This is a genomic window from Ruegeria sp. PrR005 (genome assembly GCF_010500245.1).
Classification (GTDB): Bacteria; Pseudomonadota; Alphaproteobacteria; order Rhodobacterales; family Rhodobacteraceae; genus Ruegeria_B; species Ruegeria_B marisflavi.
The window spans coordinates 86,704-102,648 of sequence record NZ_JAAGOX010000032.1 but is presented as its reverse complement, the minus strand read 5'-3'; the positions used below and the strand labels follow the sequence as shown (position 1 = coordinate 102,648).

At 64.0% G+C, this 15,945-nt stretch carries 18 protein-coding genes and 1 riboswitch; of the genes, 4 read left to right on the top strand and 14 right to left on the bottom strand.

Annotation, left to right across the window (positions count from 1 at the left end; all coding sequences use genetic code 11):
• Positions 1-28: 28 nt before the first annotated feature.
• From G0P99_RS16050 to dnaK, 12 genes are all read right to left on the bottom strand, one after another.
• Positions 29-763 carry an ABC transporter permease gene (locus tag G0P99_RS16050; protein ID WP_164131497.1) on the bottom strand — a complete coding sequence of 245 codons (735 nt, stop codon included), beginning with the start codon at positions 761-763 and terminating at the stop codon, positions 29-31.
• Entirely contained in the window at positions 760-1,488 is a 729-nt protein-coding gene (locus tag G0P99_RS16045; RefSeq protein ID WP_164131496.1) for an ABC transporter ATP-binding protein, read from the bottom strand. Before G0P99_RS16045 ends, G0P99_RS16050 begins: the two co-directional genes overlap by 4 nt.
• Complete coding sequence (gene tenA / locus G0P99_RS16040; protein ID WP_239059842.1) at positions 1,485-2,165, bottom strand: thiaminase II; 681 nt, start codon at positions 2,163-2,165, stop codon at positions 1,485-1,487. Before tenA ends, G0P99_RS16045 begins: the two co-directional genes overlap by 4 nt.
• A complete protein-coding gene (locus G0P99_RS16035; RefSeq protein ID WP_164131495.1) occupies positions 2,162-3,097 on the bottom strand; it encodes an ABC transporter substrate-binding protein in 936 nt (311 codons plus the stop codon). The genes tenA and G0P99_RS16035 overlap by 4 nt, the downstream gene beginning before the upstream one ends.
• Positions 3,098-3,110: 13 nt before the next feature.
• On the bottom strand, positions 3,111-4,076 hold the full coding sequence (locus G0P99_RS16030; RefSeq protein ID WP_164131494.1) for a thiazole biosynthesis adenylyltransferase ThiF: 966 nt from the start codon (positions 4,074-4,076) through the stop codon (positions 3,111-3,113).
• Positions 4,073-4,669 (bottom strand): thiamine phosphate synthase, encoded by a 597-nt coding sequence (locus G0P99_RS16025; protein ID WP_164131493.1) that lies wholly within the window; start codon positions 4,667-4,669, stop codon positions 4,073-4,075. Before G0P99_RS16025 ends, G0P99_RS16030 begins: the two co-directional genes overlap by 4 nt.
• Positions 4,666-5,430 carry a thiazole synthase gene (locus tag G0P99_RS16020; protein ID WP_164131492.1) on the bottom strand — a complete coding sequence of 255 codons (765 nt, stop codon included), beginning with the start codon at positions 5,428-5,430 and terminating at the stop codon, positions 4,666-4,668. The genes G0P99_RS16025 and G0P99_RS16020 overlap by 4 nt, the downstream gene beginning before the upstream one ends.
• A gap of 3 nt (positions 5,431-5,433) precedes the next feature.
• Positions 5,434-5,628 (bottom strand): sulfur carrier protein ThiS, encoded by a 195-nt coding sequence (gene thiS / locus G0P99_RS16015; RefSeq protein WP_164131491.1) that lies wholly within the window; start codon positions 5,626-5,628, stop codon positions 5,434-5,436.
• On the bottom strand, positions 5,612-6,589 hold the full coding sequence (locus G0P99_RS16010) for an FAD-dependent oxidoreductase (protein WP_164131490.1): 978 nt from the start codon (positions 6,587-6,589) through the stop codon (positions 5,612-5,614). The genes thiS and G0P99_RS16010 overlap by 17 nt, the downstream gene beginning before the upstream one ends.
• On the bottom strand, positions 6,586-7,389 hold the full coding sequence (gene thiD, locus G0P99_RS16005) for a bifunctional hydroxymethylpyrimidine kinase/phosphomethylpyrimidine kinase (RefSeq protein ID WP_164131489.1): 804 nt from the start codon (positions 7,387-7,389) through the stop codon (positions 6,586-6,588). Before thiD ends, G0P99_RS16010 begins: the two co-directional genes overlap by 4 nt.
• Positions 7,390-7,433: 44 nt before the next feature.
• Positions 7,434-7,538: riboswitch (TPP riboswitch) on the bottom strand.
• A 139-nt stretch (positions 7,539-7,677) separates the two neighbouring features.
• Positions 7,678-8,826 (bottom strand): molecular chaperone DnaJ, encoded by a 1,149-nt coding sequence (gene dnaJ, locus G0P99_RS16000; protein WP_164131488.1) that lies wholly within the window; start codon positions 8,824-8,826, stop codon positions 7,678-7,680.
• 75 nt (positions 8,827-8,901) lie between these two features.
• Positions 8,902-10,815, bottom strand: a complete 1,914-nt coding sequence (gene dnaK, locus G0P99_RS15995) for a molecular chaperone DnaK (RefSeq protein ID WP_164131487.1) — start codon at positions 10,813-10,815, stop codon at positions 8,902-8,904.
• Positions 10,816-11,025: 210 nt separating this feature from the next.
• Here dnaK and G0P99_RS15990 point away from each other — a divergent pair, with 210 nt between their 5' ends.
• Positions 11,026-11,628, top strand: coding sequence for an alpha-ketoglutarate-dependent dioxygenase AlkB (locus tag G0P99_RS15990; RefSeq protein ID WP_164131486.1), 603 nt, complete (start codon positions 11,026-11,028; stop codon positions 11,626-11,628).
• On the opposite strand, the gene G0P99_RS15985 is transcribed toward G0P99_RS15990, so the two are convergent.
• Both G0P99_RS15985 and G0P99_RS15980 read right to left on the bottom strand, forming a co-directional pair.
• Complete coding sequence (locus tag G0P99_RS15985) at positions 11,625-12,215, bottom strand: COG3650 family protein (RefSeq protein ID WP_164131485.1); 591 nt, start codon at positions 12,213-12,215, stop codon at positions 11,625-11,627. The genes G0P99_RS15990 and G0P99_RS15985 overlap by 4 nt on opposite strands.
• The gene (locus tag G0P99_RS15980; protein WP_164131484.1) at positions 12,212-12,985 is read right to left on the bottom strand and encodes an ABC transporter permease; all 774 of its coding nucleotides are present in this window, start codon (positions 12,983-12,985) and stop codon (positions 12,212-12,214) included. The genes G0P99_RS15985 and G0P99_RS15980 overlap by 4 nt, the downstream gene beginning before the upstream one ends.
• 168 nt (positions 12,986-13,153) lie before the next feature.
• Between G0P99_RS15980 and cysQ the strand changes: the two genes are divergently transcribed.
• Genes cysQ through G0P99_RS15965 form a run of 3 tightly spaced genes read left to right on the top strand, consistent with a single transcriptional unit; the run spans position 13,154 to position 15,812 of the window.
• Complete coding sequence (gene cysQ, locus G0P99_RS15975; protein ID WP_164131483.1) at positions 13,154-13,951, top strand: 3'(2'),5'-bisphosphate nucleotidase CysQ; 798 nt, start codon at positions 13,154-13,156, stop codon at positions 13,949-13,951.
• Entirely contained in the window at positions 13,952-14,752 is an 801-nt protein-coding gene (locus tag G0P99_RS15970; protein WP_164131482.1) for a manno-octulosonate cytidylyltransferase, read from the top strand.
• A gap of 13 nt (positions 14,753-14,765) precedes the next feature.
• Entirely contained in the window at positions 14,766-15,812 is a 1,047-nt protein-coding gene (locus G0P99_RS15965; protein ID WP_164131481.1) for a glycosyltransferase family 2 protein, read from the top strand.
• Positions 15,813-15,945: the final 133 nt, after the last annotated feature.

The following is a 15,945-nucleotide window of genomic DNA, read 5'->3' as shown; positions in this document are numbered from 1 at the left end:
GCCTCGCCCCGAATCGGTTTCCGAGAGGTTAACGCTCGCCCGCCATCCTCCGTGTCGCACGCCGCATCGCCAGATGCAGCAGCACCGATAGCACGCCCAGTGTCAGCATGGCGGCGAACATCAGGTCCGTTTTCGCCCGGCCATTGGCCAACAGCATCAGATAACCCAGGCCCTTTGACGCGCCTACCCATTCCCCGATCACCGCGCCGATCGGCGCATAGACCGCTGCCAGCCGCAGGCCCGAGGCCAGCTGCGGCAGCGCAGCAGGCACCCGGATATGCCAAAGCACCGCGCGCGGGCTGGCCTGCATGGTACGGGCCAGGTCGAGGTAGCCGACAGGCGTCCGCATCAGCCCGTCAAAAAACGCCGCCGTGATCGGGAAATAGATGATCAGCACCGCCATTGCCACCTTGGACCACAGCCCATAGCCCAGCCACAGCGTCAGGATAGGGGCCAGCGCAAAGACCGGCAGCGCCTGGGTAAAGACCAGCATCGGCTGCACCAGCACCCGTGCAATCCGTGAACTGGCCAGTTGCAGCGCCGTCGCGACACCCAGCACCGCGCCACAGGCAAGGCCGATCAGAACCTCGAGCGCGGTCACCACCGTATGCTCGGCAATCAGCCAGCGGTTTTGCCACCAGGTTTCGGCGACCAGCACCGGTCCCGGCAGGATAAAGCGCGGCAGGTCGGTCAGGCTGACCACCGCCTGCCAGACCGCCAGCGCAAAAAGGGTCGCGGCCAGAGCCGGGAGCCAGCGTGTCATTGCCCACCCTCCCGCAGCATCCTGAGCAACGCAGCCTGGCATTCCAGCGTCGCCGCGTCATCCACCGCGCGCGGCATCTGTTCCGTTGGCGGTGCAACCGCTGTCAGCCCTACGGCTGTCATCACCCGGATCGAATGGCCCAGCCGTGCGGCCTCGGCCGGGTCATGGGTCACCAGCAGCACCGTCCGCCCGGCCAACAGCTCGGCGGCCAGCTCCTGCATATCCGCGCGGGTACGGGCATCGAGCGCCGAAAAAGGCTCGTCCAGCAGCACAACCGGCTTGTCCTCCATCAGGGTACGGGCCAGCGCCACCCGCTGGCGCTGACCACCGGACAGCTCTGCCGGGCGCTTGGCGGCGTGATCGCTCAGCCGTACCCGGCGCAGCAGGTCTTCGAGCCGGGCAGGGTCCACCTGTTCTCCCCGCAGCCGCGCGCCCAGCGCCACGTTCTGCGCGACACTGGCCCAGGGCAGCAGCAGGTCGTCCTGCGCCATATAGGCCACTCGCGCCACCACCGGAGAACCATCCGACGCGGTGATCGTACCGCTGAACTCCGCCCCGGTCTCCAGCCCCGCGATCAACCGGAGCACCGTTGACTTGCCCACACCGGACCCGCCCAAGAGGCAGGTCCATTGTGCCGCCGCCAACCGCAAGGTCAGCGGCGCGAACAAGGGCGCGCCATCAATGCTGGCGCTGCCGGAGAGGGTGATTGCGGGGGCCGGTGTCACGGTGTCAGCCCCATCTGCCAGAAACCAACCTCAAGCTCGGTCGCGGTGCAGAAGGTCCGGCACAGACGTTCCCATCGTGGCGAGGCCTCGAAATCGGGGCCAATTCGTCTTGTTAGAGCCTGATTCATCAATTCCCCCACCGCCTTGCACGCGGCTTGATACTCGGCCCCGGCATAGGTGTCGATCCAGTCCTTATAGCGATCACTCGTCGCCTCTGCCGCCAGGCGCACGCCGATTTCGCCATAGCCCATGACACAGGGCGCCAGCGCCGCCAGCAAATCGGCCAAATCACCGCTATACCCGGCTTCGAGAACAAAGCGGGTATAGGCGAGGTTTTCGGGCCGCTCGGGCGTGGCGAACAGCTCGTCCTTCGAGATCCCGGCCGCCTCGCACACCCCGATATGGAGCTGCATCTCCTCGGCCACCAGCGCGTTGACGGTGCCAACGGCGGCCAGCATCTCGGCATGGGTCTGGCCCTTGACCACCGCCAGCGCCCAGGCCCGCGCGAAATGGATCAGGAACACGTAGTCCTGTCGCAGGTAATGCAGGAAAGCATCGTGTGGCAGGCTGCCGTCCTTCATCCCCTCGACAAACGCGTGGCGGGTATAGTTCCGCCACGGCTGGCCAGCCGCCGCACGCATCAGGCCAAAGGTGCGGCCATAGTCCGGCGCACTCATTCCGCGGTCACGTCGATGGCGATGGCTGAGACCGGGTTAACGCTGTCAATCAGGCCTGTGTCCTTCAGAAACGCCTCGAACCGGGCATAGCGGCCCGCGTCGACCCCGGCGGGACGCAGGGCAAAGCGGGGCAGCGTATCGGCCCAGGCGCGCTTGTTCAACTCGTCCTGCAACTCGGGCGAAGTGGCCGAGAAGACCTCCCAGCTGGCTTGCGGGTTATTGACGATGAACTGCGTCGCCTTCTCGGTCGCCTCAAGAAAGCGGGCGATCTTGTCGGCATCCATCCGCTCGGGGTTGGCGACGTAGATCAGCTCGTCATAGGACGGCACGCCCTCTTCCTCGATATAGAAGCAGCGGCCCGGCACCCCTTCGATATCCATCTGATTCAACTCGAAATTCCGGTAAGCACCGATCACCGCGTCGACCTGACCGCTCATCAAGGCGGGCGAGAGCGAGAAGTTCACGTTGATCATCTCTACATCGCTCAGGGCAACACCGTATTTGCCCAGAACCGTGGTCAGGATCGCCTCTTCGACGCCCGCGACAGAGAAGCCGATCTTCTTTCCCTTGAGGTCAGCGGGCGACTTGATCGGGCCATCTTCAAGCACCAGCAGACAGTTGAGGGGGGTGGCGACCAGCGTGCCGACACGTTTCAGGGGCAGCCCCTCGTGGATTTGCAGGTGCAGCTGCGGCTGATAGCTGACCGCCAGATCGGCCTGCCCGGCGGCAATCAGACGCGGCGGGGCGGAGGGGTCGGCGGGGGCCACGATTTCCACAGTTAGACCCTGTTCTGCGAAATATCCCTTTTCCTGCGCCACGATGATCGGGCCGTGGTCGGGGTTGATGAACCAATCCAAGAGAAGGGTCATCTTATCCTGCGCCAATGCGGGCGTTGCGGCCAGCAGTGCCAGTGCAGTTACCAGGTGTTTCATGTCGCGTTTCCTTTCATGATGTGGCGGCCGCGACGAGGACGATCTCGCCGGGCCAATCCGGTTGCAACCGCTCTGCCATGCGCCAGGCCCGGAGGCCGGTGGCGCAGCACAGAGCCAGTCGTTTTCCATTGTTAGTCTCTGATAGATCGAAGTTTGCTATCGTCATCCGCTGTGCAGATGGATGCGCCGGGTGCGGCGCTTCGGCCTCGGATCGCAGTTCGAAAATGAGGTCATCGGCTGTCAATTCCGAAGGCGCAACAAAGCGGAAAGCGGTGACCGGTTCCGCCGCGGCGTCGAAGCGGAACGCGCTGTTCCGCCAGGTTTGCGCGTCGATCTGCACCATCTGGCCAAGGGGCGAAGGTTCCAGGCCGAGAAGCACCGAAAGCGCCATTTGCGCCTGTATAGAGCCTAAGATGGAGACAACTGGCCCCAACACGCCAGCGGTTGCGCAACTGGCCGCACTGTCCGGTGCCTCGGGGAAGACCGCGCGCAGGCTGGGCCCACCGCCGCAGAAGCCGCCCGCATAGCCGACGAGCCCCAGAACCGAGGCGCTGATCAGCGGTTTACCCTGCGCCAGACAGGTGTCGCTGAGCAGATAGCTGGCGGCATAGCTGTCGGCGCAATCCAGCACCAGATCGGCGTTTTGACTGTTTTGGACGACGTTTTCCGGGGTGATTGACCGTTTTGTACCGGTCACGACAATCCCGGAATTTAACGCACGACAGCGTTCAGCGGCAACCTCGGCCTTGGCCCGGCCGACGTCGGCCTCGGTGAACAGCGTCTGGCGATGTAGGTTCGACAGCTCGATCGCGTCACCGTCAAAAATGTCGATCCGCCCCACCCCTGCCCCGGCAAGGATCGGCAGCGCGGGCGCCGCCAGCCCCCCGGCCCCGACCACCAGCACGCGGGCGGCGGCGAGCCGGGCCTGGCCCTCGGCCCCGACCTGCGGCAGCATCATCTGGCGGGCATAACGGCTCATCTGGTGGCCTCGATCCATTGGCGCACGCGTGCCTCGGGATCGGCATTCAAGGTGATGTCGGTCACGACCGAGACGATATCGGCCCCGGCGGCCAGCACGCCCGACGCACGCTCGACACTCATGCCGCCGATACCGACCAGCGGGATGGAACCTACTCGCGCTTTCCATTCGGTGACGCGCGGCAGGCCCTGCTGATGCCATTTCATCTGTTTCAGGATGGTCGGATAGACCGGGCCAAGGGCCACATAGTCGGGATCCATGCTCAGCACCCGCTCCAGTTCGTCATCGTCATGAGTGGAGACTCCCAGCCGCAGACCCGCCTTGCGGATCGCGGGCAGATCGGCCTCGTCCAGATCCTCTTGCCCCAAGTGCAGCCAGTCGCAGCCCGCGTCGATGGCGGCCGGCCAATAGTCGTTGATGACCAGCACCGCGCCATGCGCGCGGCAAAGGTCGCGCGCGGTGGCAATCTCGGCGCGGATCACTGCGTCGGGCTGGTCCTTGATCCTGAGTTGCACCAGCTTGACCCCCAGTGGCAGCATCCGGCGCAGCCAGTCGGTATGGTCGAAGATCGGATAGAACCGGTCGAGCGTCATGACAGGAATGCCTTTCCGATGACTGGGGTCGAGGCGCTGGCCATATCGCGTGCCTCGATCGGGTCGGCGCGATGCGCCAGTTGCCCGGCCTGAATGGCCAGGGCCATGGCGCACGCCATCTCAACCGGATCGCCCGCGCGGGCCACGGCGGTATTGAGCAGGACGGCGTCATAGCCGAGCTCCATCGCGCGGGCGGCGTGGCTGGGCAGGCCGATGCCTGCGTCGACCACCAGCGGCACATCGGGAAACTCGGCCCGCATGGCGCGCAGCGCATATTCGTTGTTCAGCCCCCGGCCCGAACCGATGGGCGCGCCCCAGGGCATCAGCACCTCGCAGCCTGCCGCCAACAGGCGCTCGCCGACGATCAGGTCGTCGGTGGTATAGGGAAACACCTGGAACCCGTCCTCGGTCAGGATGCGCGCGGCCTCGACCAGGCCGAAGACATCGGGTTGCAGGCTGTCGGTATGGCCAATCAGCTCCAGCTTGATCCAGGGGGTGCCGAACACCTCGCGCGCCATATGGGCGGTGGTGACCGCCTCTTTCACCGTGTGGCAGCCGGCGGTGTTGGGCAGGACCAGCACACCCAGATCGCGGATCATCGACCAGAATGTCTGTCCCGCACCGGATTCGCGCCGCAGCGATACGGTGGCCACCCCGGCCCCGCTGGCGCGGAACGCCTGTTCCAGGATCGCGGGGCTGGGATATTGCGCGGTGCCCAGCATCAGCGGGTTCGGCAATTCGGTTCCGTAAAAGGCGCGCATGTCTCAGCCCCCCTGCATCGGAGCGAGCACCTCGACCCGGTCACCATCATGCAGCCGATGCGCGCCGCGCAGGGACGAGGGCACAAAGCTTTCGTTCACGGCGGTGGCTACCCGGCCCGACAGGCCGCATTCGGCCAGCAGTGCGGCCAGGGTTTCGGCCTCGACCTCGCGCGGCTCGCCGTTAATCACGATCTTCATCGACCAACTCCGTATGTGTGTCGTTCAGCGCCAGGTCGGCCACCCCCTGCGCCAAGGCGGGCGCCAGAAGATAGCCGTGGCGATAAAGGCCATTGGCATAAATGGTCCGCCCCAGCCGCCGGATGCGCGGCAGGTTGTCGGGAAAGGCGGGGCGTAGATCGACGCCGATTTCCAACACTTCGGCCTCGCCAAAGGCGGGGTTCAGGGCATAGGCGGCGCTAAGGAGTTCCAGCATCGAGCGCGCGGTGATACGGCCGCTGTCCTCGCTCTCGATCATTGTCGCGCCCAGCATGTAGACATGGTCGCTGCGCGGCACGACATAAAGTGGCATGCGGGGATGCAGCAGGCGAATTGGTCTTGTTAGAGCCACATCTGGCGCGCGGATGACCAGCATCTCTCCTTTGACGCCGCGCAGGTCGTGCAGCACCTCGCGCGCGTGCAGGCCACGGCAGTCGATGGCATTCTCCAGACCGGCGGGGGCGGGTTTGCGGTGAAACGCGACCCCCTTGTCAATGAGGCCGCGATAAAGGTCCGAGAGCGCGCGGCGCGGGTCCAGATGCGCCTCGTCTGGGAAATGGAGACCCTTTGAGAAGGCATTGATATCAGGCTCTAACTCTGTAATTTCTGCATGACTGATCTCGGTAAACCCTTCGGTCCGGCGGGCAAAGCGGCGCAGGTCCGGCAGGTCGCGCGGATTGGCCAGCACCAAAGTACCGCACCGGTTGACGGTGGTATGCGCCTCCCACCAGCCGATCGCCTGCTGGCCCAGGCGCAGGACCGGCTCCTCGGCGTTCTCATACTCGCACCAGGGCGCCAGCATGCCGCCTGCCCACCAGCTGCATCCATGCGGGCCGGGCGGGCCGGAGGGGTCGAACACCTGCACCTGTGCGCCGCGCGCGACCAGTTCGGTCGCTACCGCCAGGCCGGCAACGCCCGCGCCTATGACCGACCAAAGCGTCATGCGGGCCAGACCCGATGGAAATGATGCACCGGGCCGTGGCCGTGGCCCACTTGCAGATCGTCGGCAGCGATTATCGCGCCTTGCAGATAGGTATGCGCCTCTTGCACCGCGCTTTTCAGGGTCAGCCCCTTGGCCAGACCGGCGGCGATCGCCGAACTGAGCGTACAGCCGGTGCCGTGGGTGTTCTTGGTCTCCCGGCGTGGCGCGGTGAACTCGGCCAATATTCCGGTCGGTGTCACCAACAGATCATGACACACCGCCCCCCGGCCATGCCCTCCCTTCATCAGAATGGCGCCCGCGCCCAGGGCGAGCAACGCCTGAGCCTGAGCGACCATGTCATCCGGGCTGTCGGCATCCGCGGCCCGCAACAGGCGCGCGGCCTCGGGCAGGTTCGGCGTCAGCAGGGTTGCGCGCGGCAAGAGCCGGTCACGCAGGCTGGCCACCGCCGCCTCGGCCAAAAGCGCATCGCCTGATTTCGCCACCATCACCGGGTCCAGCACGATGGGCCCGTCAAACCCGGCGATGGCATCGGCCACGGTGCTGATGATCTCGGGCGTGGCCAGCATGCCGATCTTGATCGCCCGCACATCGAGATCATCCAGAACCGCGTCGATCTGTGCCCGGATCACCTGCGCCGGGATGCCGTGTACCGACGTCACCGCGCGTGTGTTCTGCGCGGTCACCGCCGTGATGACCGAGGCACCATAGACGCCCAGCGCCGACATCGTCTTGAGGTCGGCCTGGATGCCCGCGCCGCTGCCGCTGTCGGACCCCGCAATCGTCAGGGCAATCGCCGTCATATCCGTCACTCCGGTTCGGGGGCAACGGGGGCATGGAAAACGTCCGAAAGTGCGAGACCGTTCCCTACGCCGGTATTGCCCGGATCAGGTTCGATGGGTTGACGCAATCGCGCCTCTCAGCCCCACACAGGGCACCCCAACGGTTGGCCGGACAATCTCAGGTGACGCGACGACAATCAAGAGCGAATCGTTGCAAAAAAGGCGAGCACCGTATGGCGCCCGCCCTTGTCTTCATTTCGCTGAAAATACTCCGGGGGAGTCGCCGCCAGGCGACGGGGGCAGCGCCCCCTAGCCCTTCATCCCGTCCCAGAACGACTTGACCGAGGAAAAGAAGCTCTTGGTCTCGGGATTGTTGTCCTCGCTCAGCTCCTCGAACTCGCGCAGCAGGTCTTTCTGCTTGCTGGTCAGGTTGACCGGGGTTTCCACCGCCAGTTCGATGAACATGTCGCCGATACCGCCGCCGCGCAGGGCGGGCATGCCCTTGCCGCGCAGGCGCATCTGACGGCCCGACTGGCTGCCTGCGGGCACCTGCACCCGGCCCCGGCCGCCGTCGATGGTCGGCACCTCGATCGCGCCGCCCAGCGCCGCCTTGGCCATGCTGACCGGCACCCGGCAGTAGAGGTTCACCCCGTCGCGTTCGAACAGGTCGTGCTTGGTCACCTCGACAAAGATATAGAGATCTCCGGGAGGACCACCGCGCATCCCGGCTTCGCCCTCGCCCGCCAGGCGGATGCGGGTACCGGTTTCGACGCCTGCGGGAATGTTCACGCTGAGCGAGCGGTCCTTTTCGACCCGGCCCGCGCCCCGGCAGGATTTGCACGGGTTCTTGATGATCTGACCCAGGCCGGAACAGGTGGGACAGGTGCGTTCAACGGTAAAGAACCCCTGTTGCGCCCGCACCTTGCCCATGCCCGAACAGGTCGGGCAGGTGGTCGGCTCGACCCCGCCTTCGGCGCCTGTCCCTTCGCAGGCCGAACAGCTGACGGCGGTGGGCACGTTGATGGTCTTTTGCATGCCCGAGAAGGAATCCTCGAGCGTGACCCGCAGGTTATAACGCAGGTCCGAGCCGCGCGCGGCGCGGCGCCCGCCGCCAGCGCCACCGCGCTGGCCCATGAAATCTCCGAATAGATCCTCGAACACGTCCGAGAACGCGCTGGAGAAATCGCCGCCGCCGAAACCGCCACCGGGACGCGCGCCCGCGCCCGTGCCGTTTTCGAACGCGGCATGGCCGAACCGGTCATAGGCTGCCTTTTTGTCGGCGTCCTTGAGAATGTCGTAAGCCTCGTTCGCTTCCTTGAACTTGGCCTCGGCCTCGGGATTGTCCTTGTTGCGGTCGGGGTGCAGTTCCTTGGCCTTGGTGCGGAAGGCCTTCTTGATCTCGTCCGCCGACGCGCCCTTGGACACCCCGAGCACGTCGTAATAGTCGCGTTTTGACATCCGATTTTCCTTCTGCCTCAACGAATGCGGGCCGGTCCGGTGAACGGACCGGCCCGTTCTGGCCCGGATGACCGGTTACTTGCGCTTGTCTTCGCCGAGATCTTCGAAATCGGCGTCGACGATGTCGTCGTCGCGTCCTTCGGCATCGGCCGCCGCCGGCTCGTCATTGCCGCCTTCGGCCTGCGCCTTATAGATCGCCTCGCCCAGTTTCATCGCCGCTTCGGTCACGTTCTGGATGCCCGACTTGATCTTTTCGGCGCTGACGCCGTCCTTTTCAAGGTCGTCCTTGAGCGCGGCAATGGCCAGTTCGATCGCCTCGACGGTGGTCGGGTCGACCTTGTCGCCATGCTCTTCGACCGATTTCTCGGTCGAATGGATGAGGCTTTCGGCCTGGTTGCGCGCCTCGACCAGCGATTTGCGCGCCTTGTCGGCTTCGGCGTTTTCCTCGGCGTCCTTGACCATCTTTTCGATGTCCTCGTCCGAGAGACCGCCCGAGGCCTGAATGGTGATCTTGTGCTCTTTGCCGGTGCCCTTGTCCTTGGCCGAGACCGACACGATGCCGTTGGCGTCGATGTCGAATGTCACCTCGATCTGAGGCATGCCGCGCGGTGCGGGCGGGATGTCTTCGAGATTGAACTGGCCCAGGATCTTGTTGTCGGCGGCCATTTCACGCTCGCCCTGGAACACGCGGATGGTCACCGCGTTCTGATTGTCCTCGGCGGTCGAGAAGACCTGGCTTTTCTTGGTCGGGATCGTGGTGTTGCGGTCGATGAGGCGGGTGAACACACCGCCCAGGGTTTCGATACCCAGCGACAGCGGGGTCACGTCGAGCAGGACCACATCCTTGACGTCGCCTTGGAGAACGCCGGCCTGAATGGCGGCACCCATGGCGACAACCTCGTCCGGGTTAACACCCTTGTGGGGTTCCTTGCCGAAGAACTTGGTCACTTCCTCGATGACCTTGGGCATGCGGGTCATACCGCCGACCAGGACCACCTCGTCAACGTCGGAGGCCGAGATGCCGGCATCCTTGAGCGCGGCCTTGCAGGGGTCCATCGACTTCTTGATCAGGTCGCCCACCAGGCTTTCCAGCTTGGCGCGGGTCAGTTTCATGACCATGTGCAGCGGCTGGCCGTTGGCGCCCATCGAGATGAACGGCTGGTTGATCTCGGTCTGGGTGGTCGAGGAAAGCTCGATCTTTGCCTTTTCGGCGGCTTCCTTCAGGCGCTGAAGCGCCATCTTGTCCTTGCTGAGGTCGACGCCATGCTCTTTCTTGAACTCCTCGGCGAGGTAGTTGACGATGCGCATGTCGAAGTCTTCGCCACCCAGGAAGGTGTCGCCGTTGGTCGATTTGACCTCGAACAGACCGTCGTCGATTTCCAGGATGGTAACGTCGAAGGTACCGCCGCCAAGGTCATAGACCGCGATGGTCTGGCTGTTCTTCTTGTCCAGGCCATAGGCGAGCGCGGCGGCAGTCGGTTCGTTGATGATCCGCAGCACTTCGAGACCGGCGATCTTGCCTGCATCCTTGGTGGCCTGACGCTGGGCATCGTTGAAATAGGCGGGCACGGTGATCACGGCCTGGGTCACGTCCTCGCCCAGGTAGGATTCCGCGGTTTCCTTCATCTTGCCGAGGATGAAGGCCGAGATTTGCGAGGGCGAATATTTCTCGTCCCGGGCTTCGACCCAGGCGTCGCCATTGCCGCCGTTCACGATGTTGAACGGCACCATTTTCTTGTCCTTGGTGACCTCGGCGTCATCGACGCGGCGGCCGATCAGGCGCTTGACACCAAAGATGGTGTTCGAGGGGTTGGTGACCGCCTGGCGTTTTGCCGGCTGCCCGACCAGTCGCTCGTCTTCGGTGAAGGCGACGATCGAGGGCGTGGTGCGTGCCCCTTCGGCGTTTTCGATGACCTTCGGCTGGGCGCCGTCCATGATGGCAACGCACGAGTTGGTGGTGCCAAGGTCAATACCGATTACTTTTCCCATTGTTCGATCCCTTTCTCTTCAAGGCGATGGCTCGAAACCCGAACCCGTTTTGGCATTCCGGCCCCGATCTGTTTGCGCAATGGCACTACACCACGGCGCGTCCCGGCGTATATAGGGGGCGAAAACAGGGGCTGCAAGCATGCTGAATTGCAGGTTTTCGGGAATCTGCGTGGTTTTTGGCAAGGCTGCGTCAAGGAAGGACCGGGTTGAATGACAAGGCTGATGGTGCGCGGCGTCGAGATCCGCAAGGGCGCGCTGGACGGCCCGGCCCAGGTCCGGCTGATCGACGCCCTGCGCCCGGTGCTGAAGGCGGCACCGCTGTTTTCGCCGGTGACGGCCAATGGCAAGGCGATGTCGGTGCGGATGACCTCGGCCGGGGGTTTGGGCTGGGTGTCGGACAAGGGTGGCTATCGCTATCAGCCGACACATCCGCGCGGCAGTGCGTGGCCAGCGATCCCCGATCCGGTTCTGGACATCTGGCGTGACGTCACGGGACACGACCGGACGCCCGATTGCTGCCTGATCAACTATTATGGCGAGGGCGCCAAGATGGGCCTGCACCAGGATCGGGACGAGGCGGATTTTTCCTGGCCGGTGGTGTCGGTGTCGCTGGGCGACGATGCGCTGTTCCGCATCGGTGACACGGTGCGAGGCGGCAAGACGGAATCGGTCTGGCTGAACTCGGGCGACGTGGTGGTGATGGGGGGACCGGCGCGGCTGGTCTATCACGGGATCGACCGGATCCGGTTCGGCTCATCCCGGTTGCTGCCAAAGGGCGGGCGGATCAACCTGACGCTGCGGGTCGCGGTTTAATCCGCCACCAGCGAACAGCAGCCGGAATAGAGCGAGTCGCCCAGCACCAGGGAAATCTCCAGCCCATAGGCGCGATCCGACATGCCGTCATGGCATTGTTCCTGCCGGATGATGGCCAGGTTGTCGCCCAGTGCGATCATGAACCGGTTCACCACGGCAACCCCCGGTTTCAAGGTACCGGCAGGCATGCTCTGCGCCTGATCCGCCATCGGATCGAACCGGGCGGAAACCCCCTGGTCGATGGTCAGGGACCAGAACGGCTCGGTCCCGGAACAGACCAGACGCGGGGTCAGCCAGAGGTCGGGGTGATCGGGCCGCCGCGCCAGATAGCGCATCGCGACCCATCCGGCGATCTCGCCTGCGTTCACCCGCCCCCATTTGCCGTCAAAGGTCAGGTCCACCACCTCGACCCCGGTGGCATTGGCGACCAGTTCACCCAGTTTCTCGGAACTGGCCGACGGCTCGGCGCGCAGGTTCAGCACGTCGTTGGCGGCCACGCCGGTGACATCGAACAGTGCCGGAACAGGATCCGCCCGCAACGCGGGCGCCCCGGCCAGCGCCAGCAGTATCGCCAGCGCCCGGATCATCGGCGTGCATACCAGCTGGCCGAGACATGCCGGCGGGTATAGAACTCGCCCATCAGCCCGACCATGATCAGGACGATCCCGACCCACAACGCATACTGCCAGTTGCTGTTGTGCGGAAAGTAGTTCTTGAACACGAATCCCCGGCACTGGTCGATGGCGTGAAACAGCGGGTTCCAGTCGAACATGGCCAGCATGTAGCCCGGCAGGGTGTTGGCCACGAACATCTTGCCCGAGGCGATCATGTTGGCCCGCTGGTAGATCGTGGTCAGAACGCCGACAAAGGTGGGCGCCCAGGGCTTGATCGACAGAAACACCAGCCCCACGGCAAAGCCGGTGAACCACGCCAGCATCAACATGGCAAAGGCGCCGCCCCAATCGTCGATATAGACCGGCGTAAAGGCGACGTGATAACCGAACAGGATCAGGATCAGGGTCAGCAGCTGGGTATAAAGCGACGCGATCGCCGCCGACAGAATCGCCACGATCGTGTTCATCGGCGCGTGTTTCATCATCGGGCTGTTGGGCCCTTCGGCCCCGGAGACAGCGCCGACCGTCTTGATATGCACCATGAACAGGAAGATGCCCGACATGATGTAGAGCAGGAAATCCCCCCGGATCGCCGAGCCGCGCAGTCCCAGGATCGAGAACATCAGGTAGAACACCAGCACAAAGACCAGCACCTGCATCATGTTCTTGCCCAAGGCGACATAGGCGTTGGAATGGCCCTGGCGCACGCTGCGGACCACGTTGTGAAAGATGAGCTCGGCCATGGTGAAGGCACCGCTCAGTAGGGAATTATGCTGCCTGAATTTGAACACGCTGCCAGTTCCTGTTGCTCTGCCTTTGAAAATTACATGGAATTCTTGCCGATCCCTTGCAATCACAGCATAAGGGCAGCTGCATTGCAGATCAACAAATCACCAAACCGGAGCAAATTTGTGACCTACACCGACCTTATTCCTGTCATTCGGCGTCTTGCATTGGAAGCAGGCGACAAGATCATGGAGATTTACAACGCCGACGATTTCGATGTGAAGGTCAAGTCTGACGCGAGCCCGGTGACCGAGGCGGACGAGGCGGCGGATGCGCTGATCTCGGCCGGGCTCAGGGCGGCCTTCCCCGATATCCTGCTGGTGACCGAGGAACAGGCCGCCTCGCACAGTCAGACGGGCGACACCTTCCTGATCGTCGATCCGCTGGACGGGACCAAGGAATTCATCAACCGGCGTGGCGATTTTACGGTGAATATCGCGCTGGTGGAAAACGGCACGCCCACGCGCGGCGTGGTCTATGCCCCGGCCAAGGGGCGGATGTTCTATACTCTGGCTGACGGTTCATCGGTCGAGGAGACCGGCGCGCTGGACAAGGAAACCCCCGGTGACCTCTCTCCGATCCGGGTGGCGCAGGCAGACAATGCCGCGCTGATGGTGGTGGCGTCGAAATCGCACCGCGACCAGGCGACCGAGGATTACATCGGCAAATACGCCGTCAAGGACAGCAAGAGCGCCGGTTCCTCGCTGAAATTCTGCCTTGTGGCCACGGGTGAGGCGGATCTGTACCCGCGTGTTGGCCGCACCATGGAATGGGATACAGCCGCCGGTCACGCGGTTCTGGCCGGAGCCGGGGGCAAGGTGGTACGTTTCGACAATCACCAGCCGCTGGTCTATGGCAAGGACGGCTATGCCAACCCGTTCTTCATCGCCTATGCGCCCAGCGTCACGCTCAAGGAAGCCTGAATGTCCGTCCTCATCGCCATTCCCGCCCGCTATGCCTCGACCCGCTATCCCGGCAAGCCACTGGTCAGCCTGACCGGCGCCAGCGGCAAGGCGATGACGCTGATCGAACGCTCGTGGCGAGCGGCGATGGCGGTGAGCGGCGCCGACCGGGTGGTGGTCGCCACTGATGACGACCGCATCCGCGAGGTGGCCGAAGGGTTCGGGGCCGAGGTCGTCATGACCTCGTCCAACTGCGTCAACGGCACCGAGCGCTGCGCCGAGGCGCATGCGGCGCTGGGAGCCGGGCATGACATCGTGGTCAACCTGCAAGGCGATGCGCCGCTGACGCCCCACTGGTTTGTCGAAGACCTGATTTCGGGGCTGCGCGCCGCGCCCGAGGCCGATATCGCCACGCCGGTCCTGCGTTGTGACGGGATGGCGCTGAACAGCTTTCTGAACGACCGCAAGCATGGCCGGGTCGGCGGCACCACGGCGGTGTTCGCCACCGACCGCAGCGCGCTTTATTTCTCGAAAGAGGTGATCCCCTATACCTCGGAAGTCTATGCTGATGACGCGCCGACCCCGGTGTTCCACCATGTGGGCGTCTATGCTTATCGGCCCGGCGCGCTGGCGGAATACCCGACCTGGCCGATGGGACCGCTGGAAACGCTGGAGGGACTGGAGCAACTGCGTTTCATGGAAAACGGGCGCAAGGTTCTGTGTGTCGAGGTCGAGGCCCGCGGGCGGCAGTTCTGGGAGCTGAACAACCCCGCTGACGTGGCCCGGATCGAGGGCATGATGGCCGCGATGGGGCTGGAATAGCGCGAGGGGCACGATGACCATCAGCCCAGCGCCGACATTGCAGCCGATCGGATGGGCCGATGCCTATCGGCTGCGATGGAAACGGCGTCGGCTGCTCTGGCGGTCATTTCGCAGCCGGCATGCGCTGACCCTATTGGCGGACCGGACCAACACGATCCGGCCCGGTCATGTGCTGGCTTTCACCACGCTCAGAAACGAGGCGTTGCGCCTGCCCGGTTTTCTGGAACACTACCGGACACTGGGCGTCGATCACTTTCTGATGGTCGACAACGGCAGCGACGATGGCAGCGTCGAGATGCTGGCGGAGCAGCCGGACGTGTCGCTGTGGCAAACCAGGGCGAGCTATCGCGCGGCGCGGTTCGGGCTGGACTGGCTGACATGGTTGCAGATGCGGCACGCGCACGGGCACTGGAGCCTGATGGTCGATGTCGACGAGTTGCTGATCTATGCCGATCATGATCGTTGCGACTTGCACAGGCTGGCTGGCTGGCTGGACAGCGAAGGGCACGACACCTTTGGCGCGCATATGCTGGACCTCTATCCCAAGGGTCCGGTGGGCGCGCAGAGCTTTGCCGCCGGGGACGATCCGCTGGCGATCTTGTGCTGGTTTGACGCCGGACCCTATCGCGCCCGGCGGCAACAGCCGATGGGCAACCTGTGGGTTCAGGGCGGCGCCCGCGAGCGGATGTTCTTTGCGGATGAGCCGCTGCGTTCGCCGACGCTGAACAAGATCCCGCTGGTCCGCTGGAACCGGCGCTATGCCTATGTGAATTCCTGCCATTCCGCCCTGCCCCGGCATCTGAACGACGCCTATGGCGGGCCGGGGGGCGCCGCGCCCTCGGGGGTGTTGCTGCATACCAAGCTGCTGCCTGACATTGTTTCCAGATCCGAGACCGAAAAATCCCGGCAACAGCATTTCCATGCCCCGGCGGATTTCGATCACTATTACGACGATCTGATGGCCTCGCCAGATTTCTGGACCCCGGCCTCGGTTCGGCTGACCGGGTGGCGGCAATTGCAGGAGCTTGGCCTGATTTCCCCCTTTAGTTGTGAGAAATAGCCAGAATACAACAAGAGAGCGGGGAATTTCGTGGCAGAATTGTCAAGCCCGGCGTAACGGTTCCTAAACCCGTTGCCCTGAAAGATGTTTCGGTGACATAAACGGCCTGTACCACTTGGTTTTCTGGTGTTTT

Bases quoted from the DNA above. Each gene is read 5' to 3' on its own strand.
- G0P99_RS15985 (WP_164131485.1), bottom strand. From the start codon at position 12,215: ATGATCCGGGCGCTGGCGATACTGCTGGCGCTGGCCGGGGCGCCCGCG.
- dnaK (WP_164131487.1), bottom strand. From the start codon at position 10,815: ATGGGAAAAGTAATCGGTATTGACCTTGGCACCACCAACTCGTGCGTT.
- G0P99_RS16020 (WP_164131492.1), bottom strand. From the start codon at position 5,430: ATGCGCGCCTTTTACGGAACCGAATTGCCGAACCCGCTGATGCTGGGC.
- G0P99_RS15980 (WP_164131484.1), bottom strand. From the start codon at position 12,985: ATGGCCGAGCTCATCTTTCACAACGTGGTCCGCAGCGTGCGCCAGGGC.
- thiS (WP_164131491.1), bottom strand. From the start codon at position 5,628: ATGAAGATCGTGATTAACGGCGAGCCGCGCGAGGTCGAGGCCGAAACC.
- thiD (WP_164131489.1), bottom strand. From the start codon at position 7,389: ATGACGGCGATTGCCCTGACGATTGCGGGGTCCGACAGCGGCAGCGGC.
- tenA (WP_239059842.1), bottom strand. From the start codon at position 2,165: ATGAGTGCGCCGGACTATGGCCGCACCTTTGGCCTGATGCGTGCGGCG.
- G0P99_RS16050 (WP_164131497.1), bottom strand. From the start codon at position 763: ATGACACGCTGGCTCCCGGCTCTGGCCGCGACCCTTTTTGCGCTGGCG.
- G0P99_RS15965 (WP_164131481.1), top strand. From the start codon at position 14,766: ATGACCATCAGCCCAGCGCCGACATTGCAGCCGATCGGATGGGCCGAT.
- G0P99_RS15990 (WP_164131486.1), top strand. From the start codon at position 11,026: ATGACAAGGCTGATGGTGCGCGGCGTCGAGATCCGCAAGGGCGCGCTG.
- G0P99_RS16010 (WP_164131490.1), bottom strand. From the start codon at position 6,589: ATGACGCTTTGGTCGGTCATAGGCGCGGGCGTTGCCGGCCTGGCGGTA.
- G0P99_RS16035 (WP_164131495.1), bottom strand. From the start codon at position 3,097: ATGAAACACCTGGTAACTGCACTGGCACTGCTGGCCGCAACGCCCGCA.
- G0P99_RS16025 (WP_164131493.1), bottom strand. From the start codon at position 4,669: ATGACGCTCGACCGGTTCTATCCGATCTTCGACCATACCGACTGGCTG.
- G0P99_RS15970 (WP_164131482.1), top strand. From the start codon at position 13,952: ATGTCCGTCCTCATCGCCATTCCCGCCCGCTATGCCTCGACCCGCTAT.
- dnaJ (WP_164131488.1), bottom strand. From the start codon at position 8,826: ATGTCAAAACGCGACTATTACGACGTGCTCGGGGTGTCCAAGGGCGCG.
- G0P99_RS16030 (WP_164131494.1), bottom strand. From the start codon at position 4,076: ATGAGCCGTTATGCCCGCCAGATGATGCTGCCGCAGGTCGGGGCCGAG.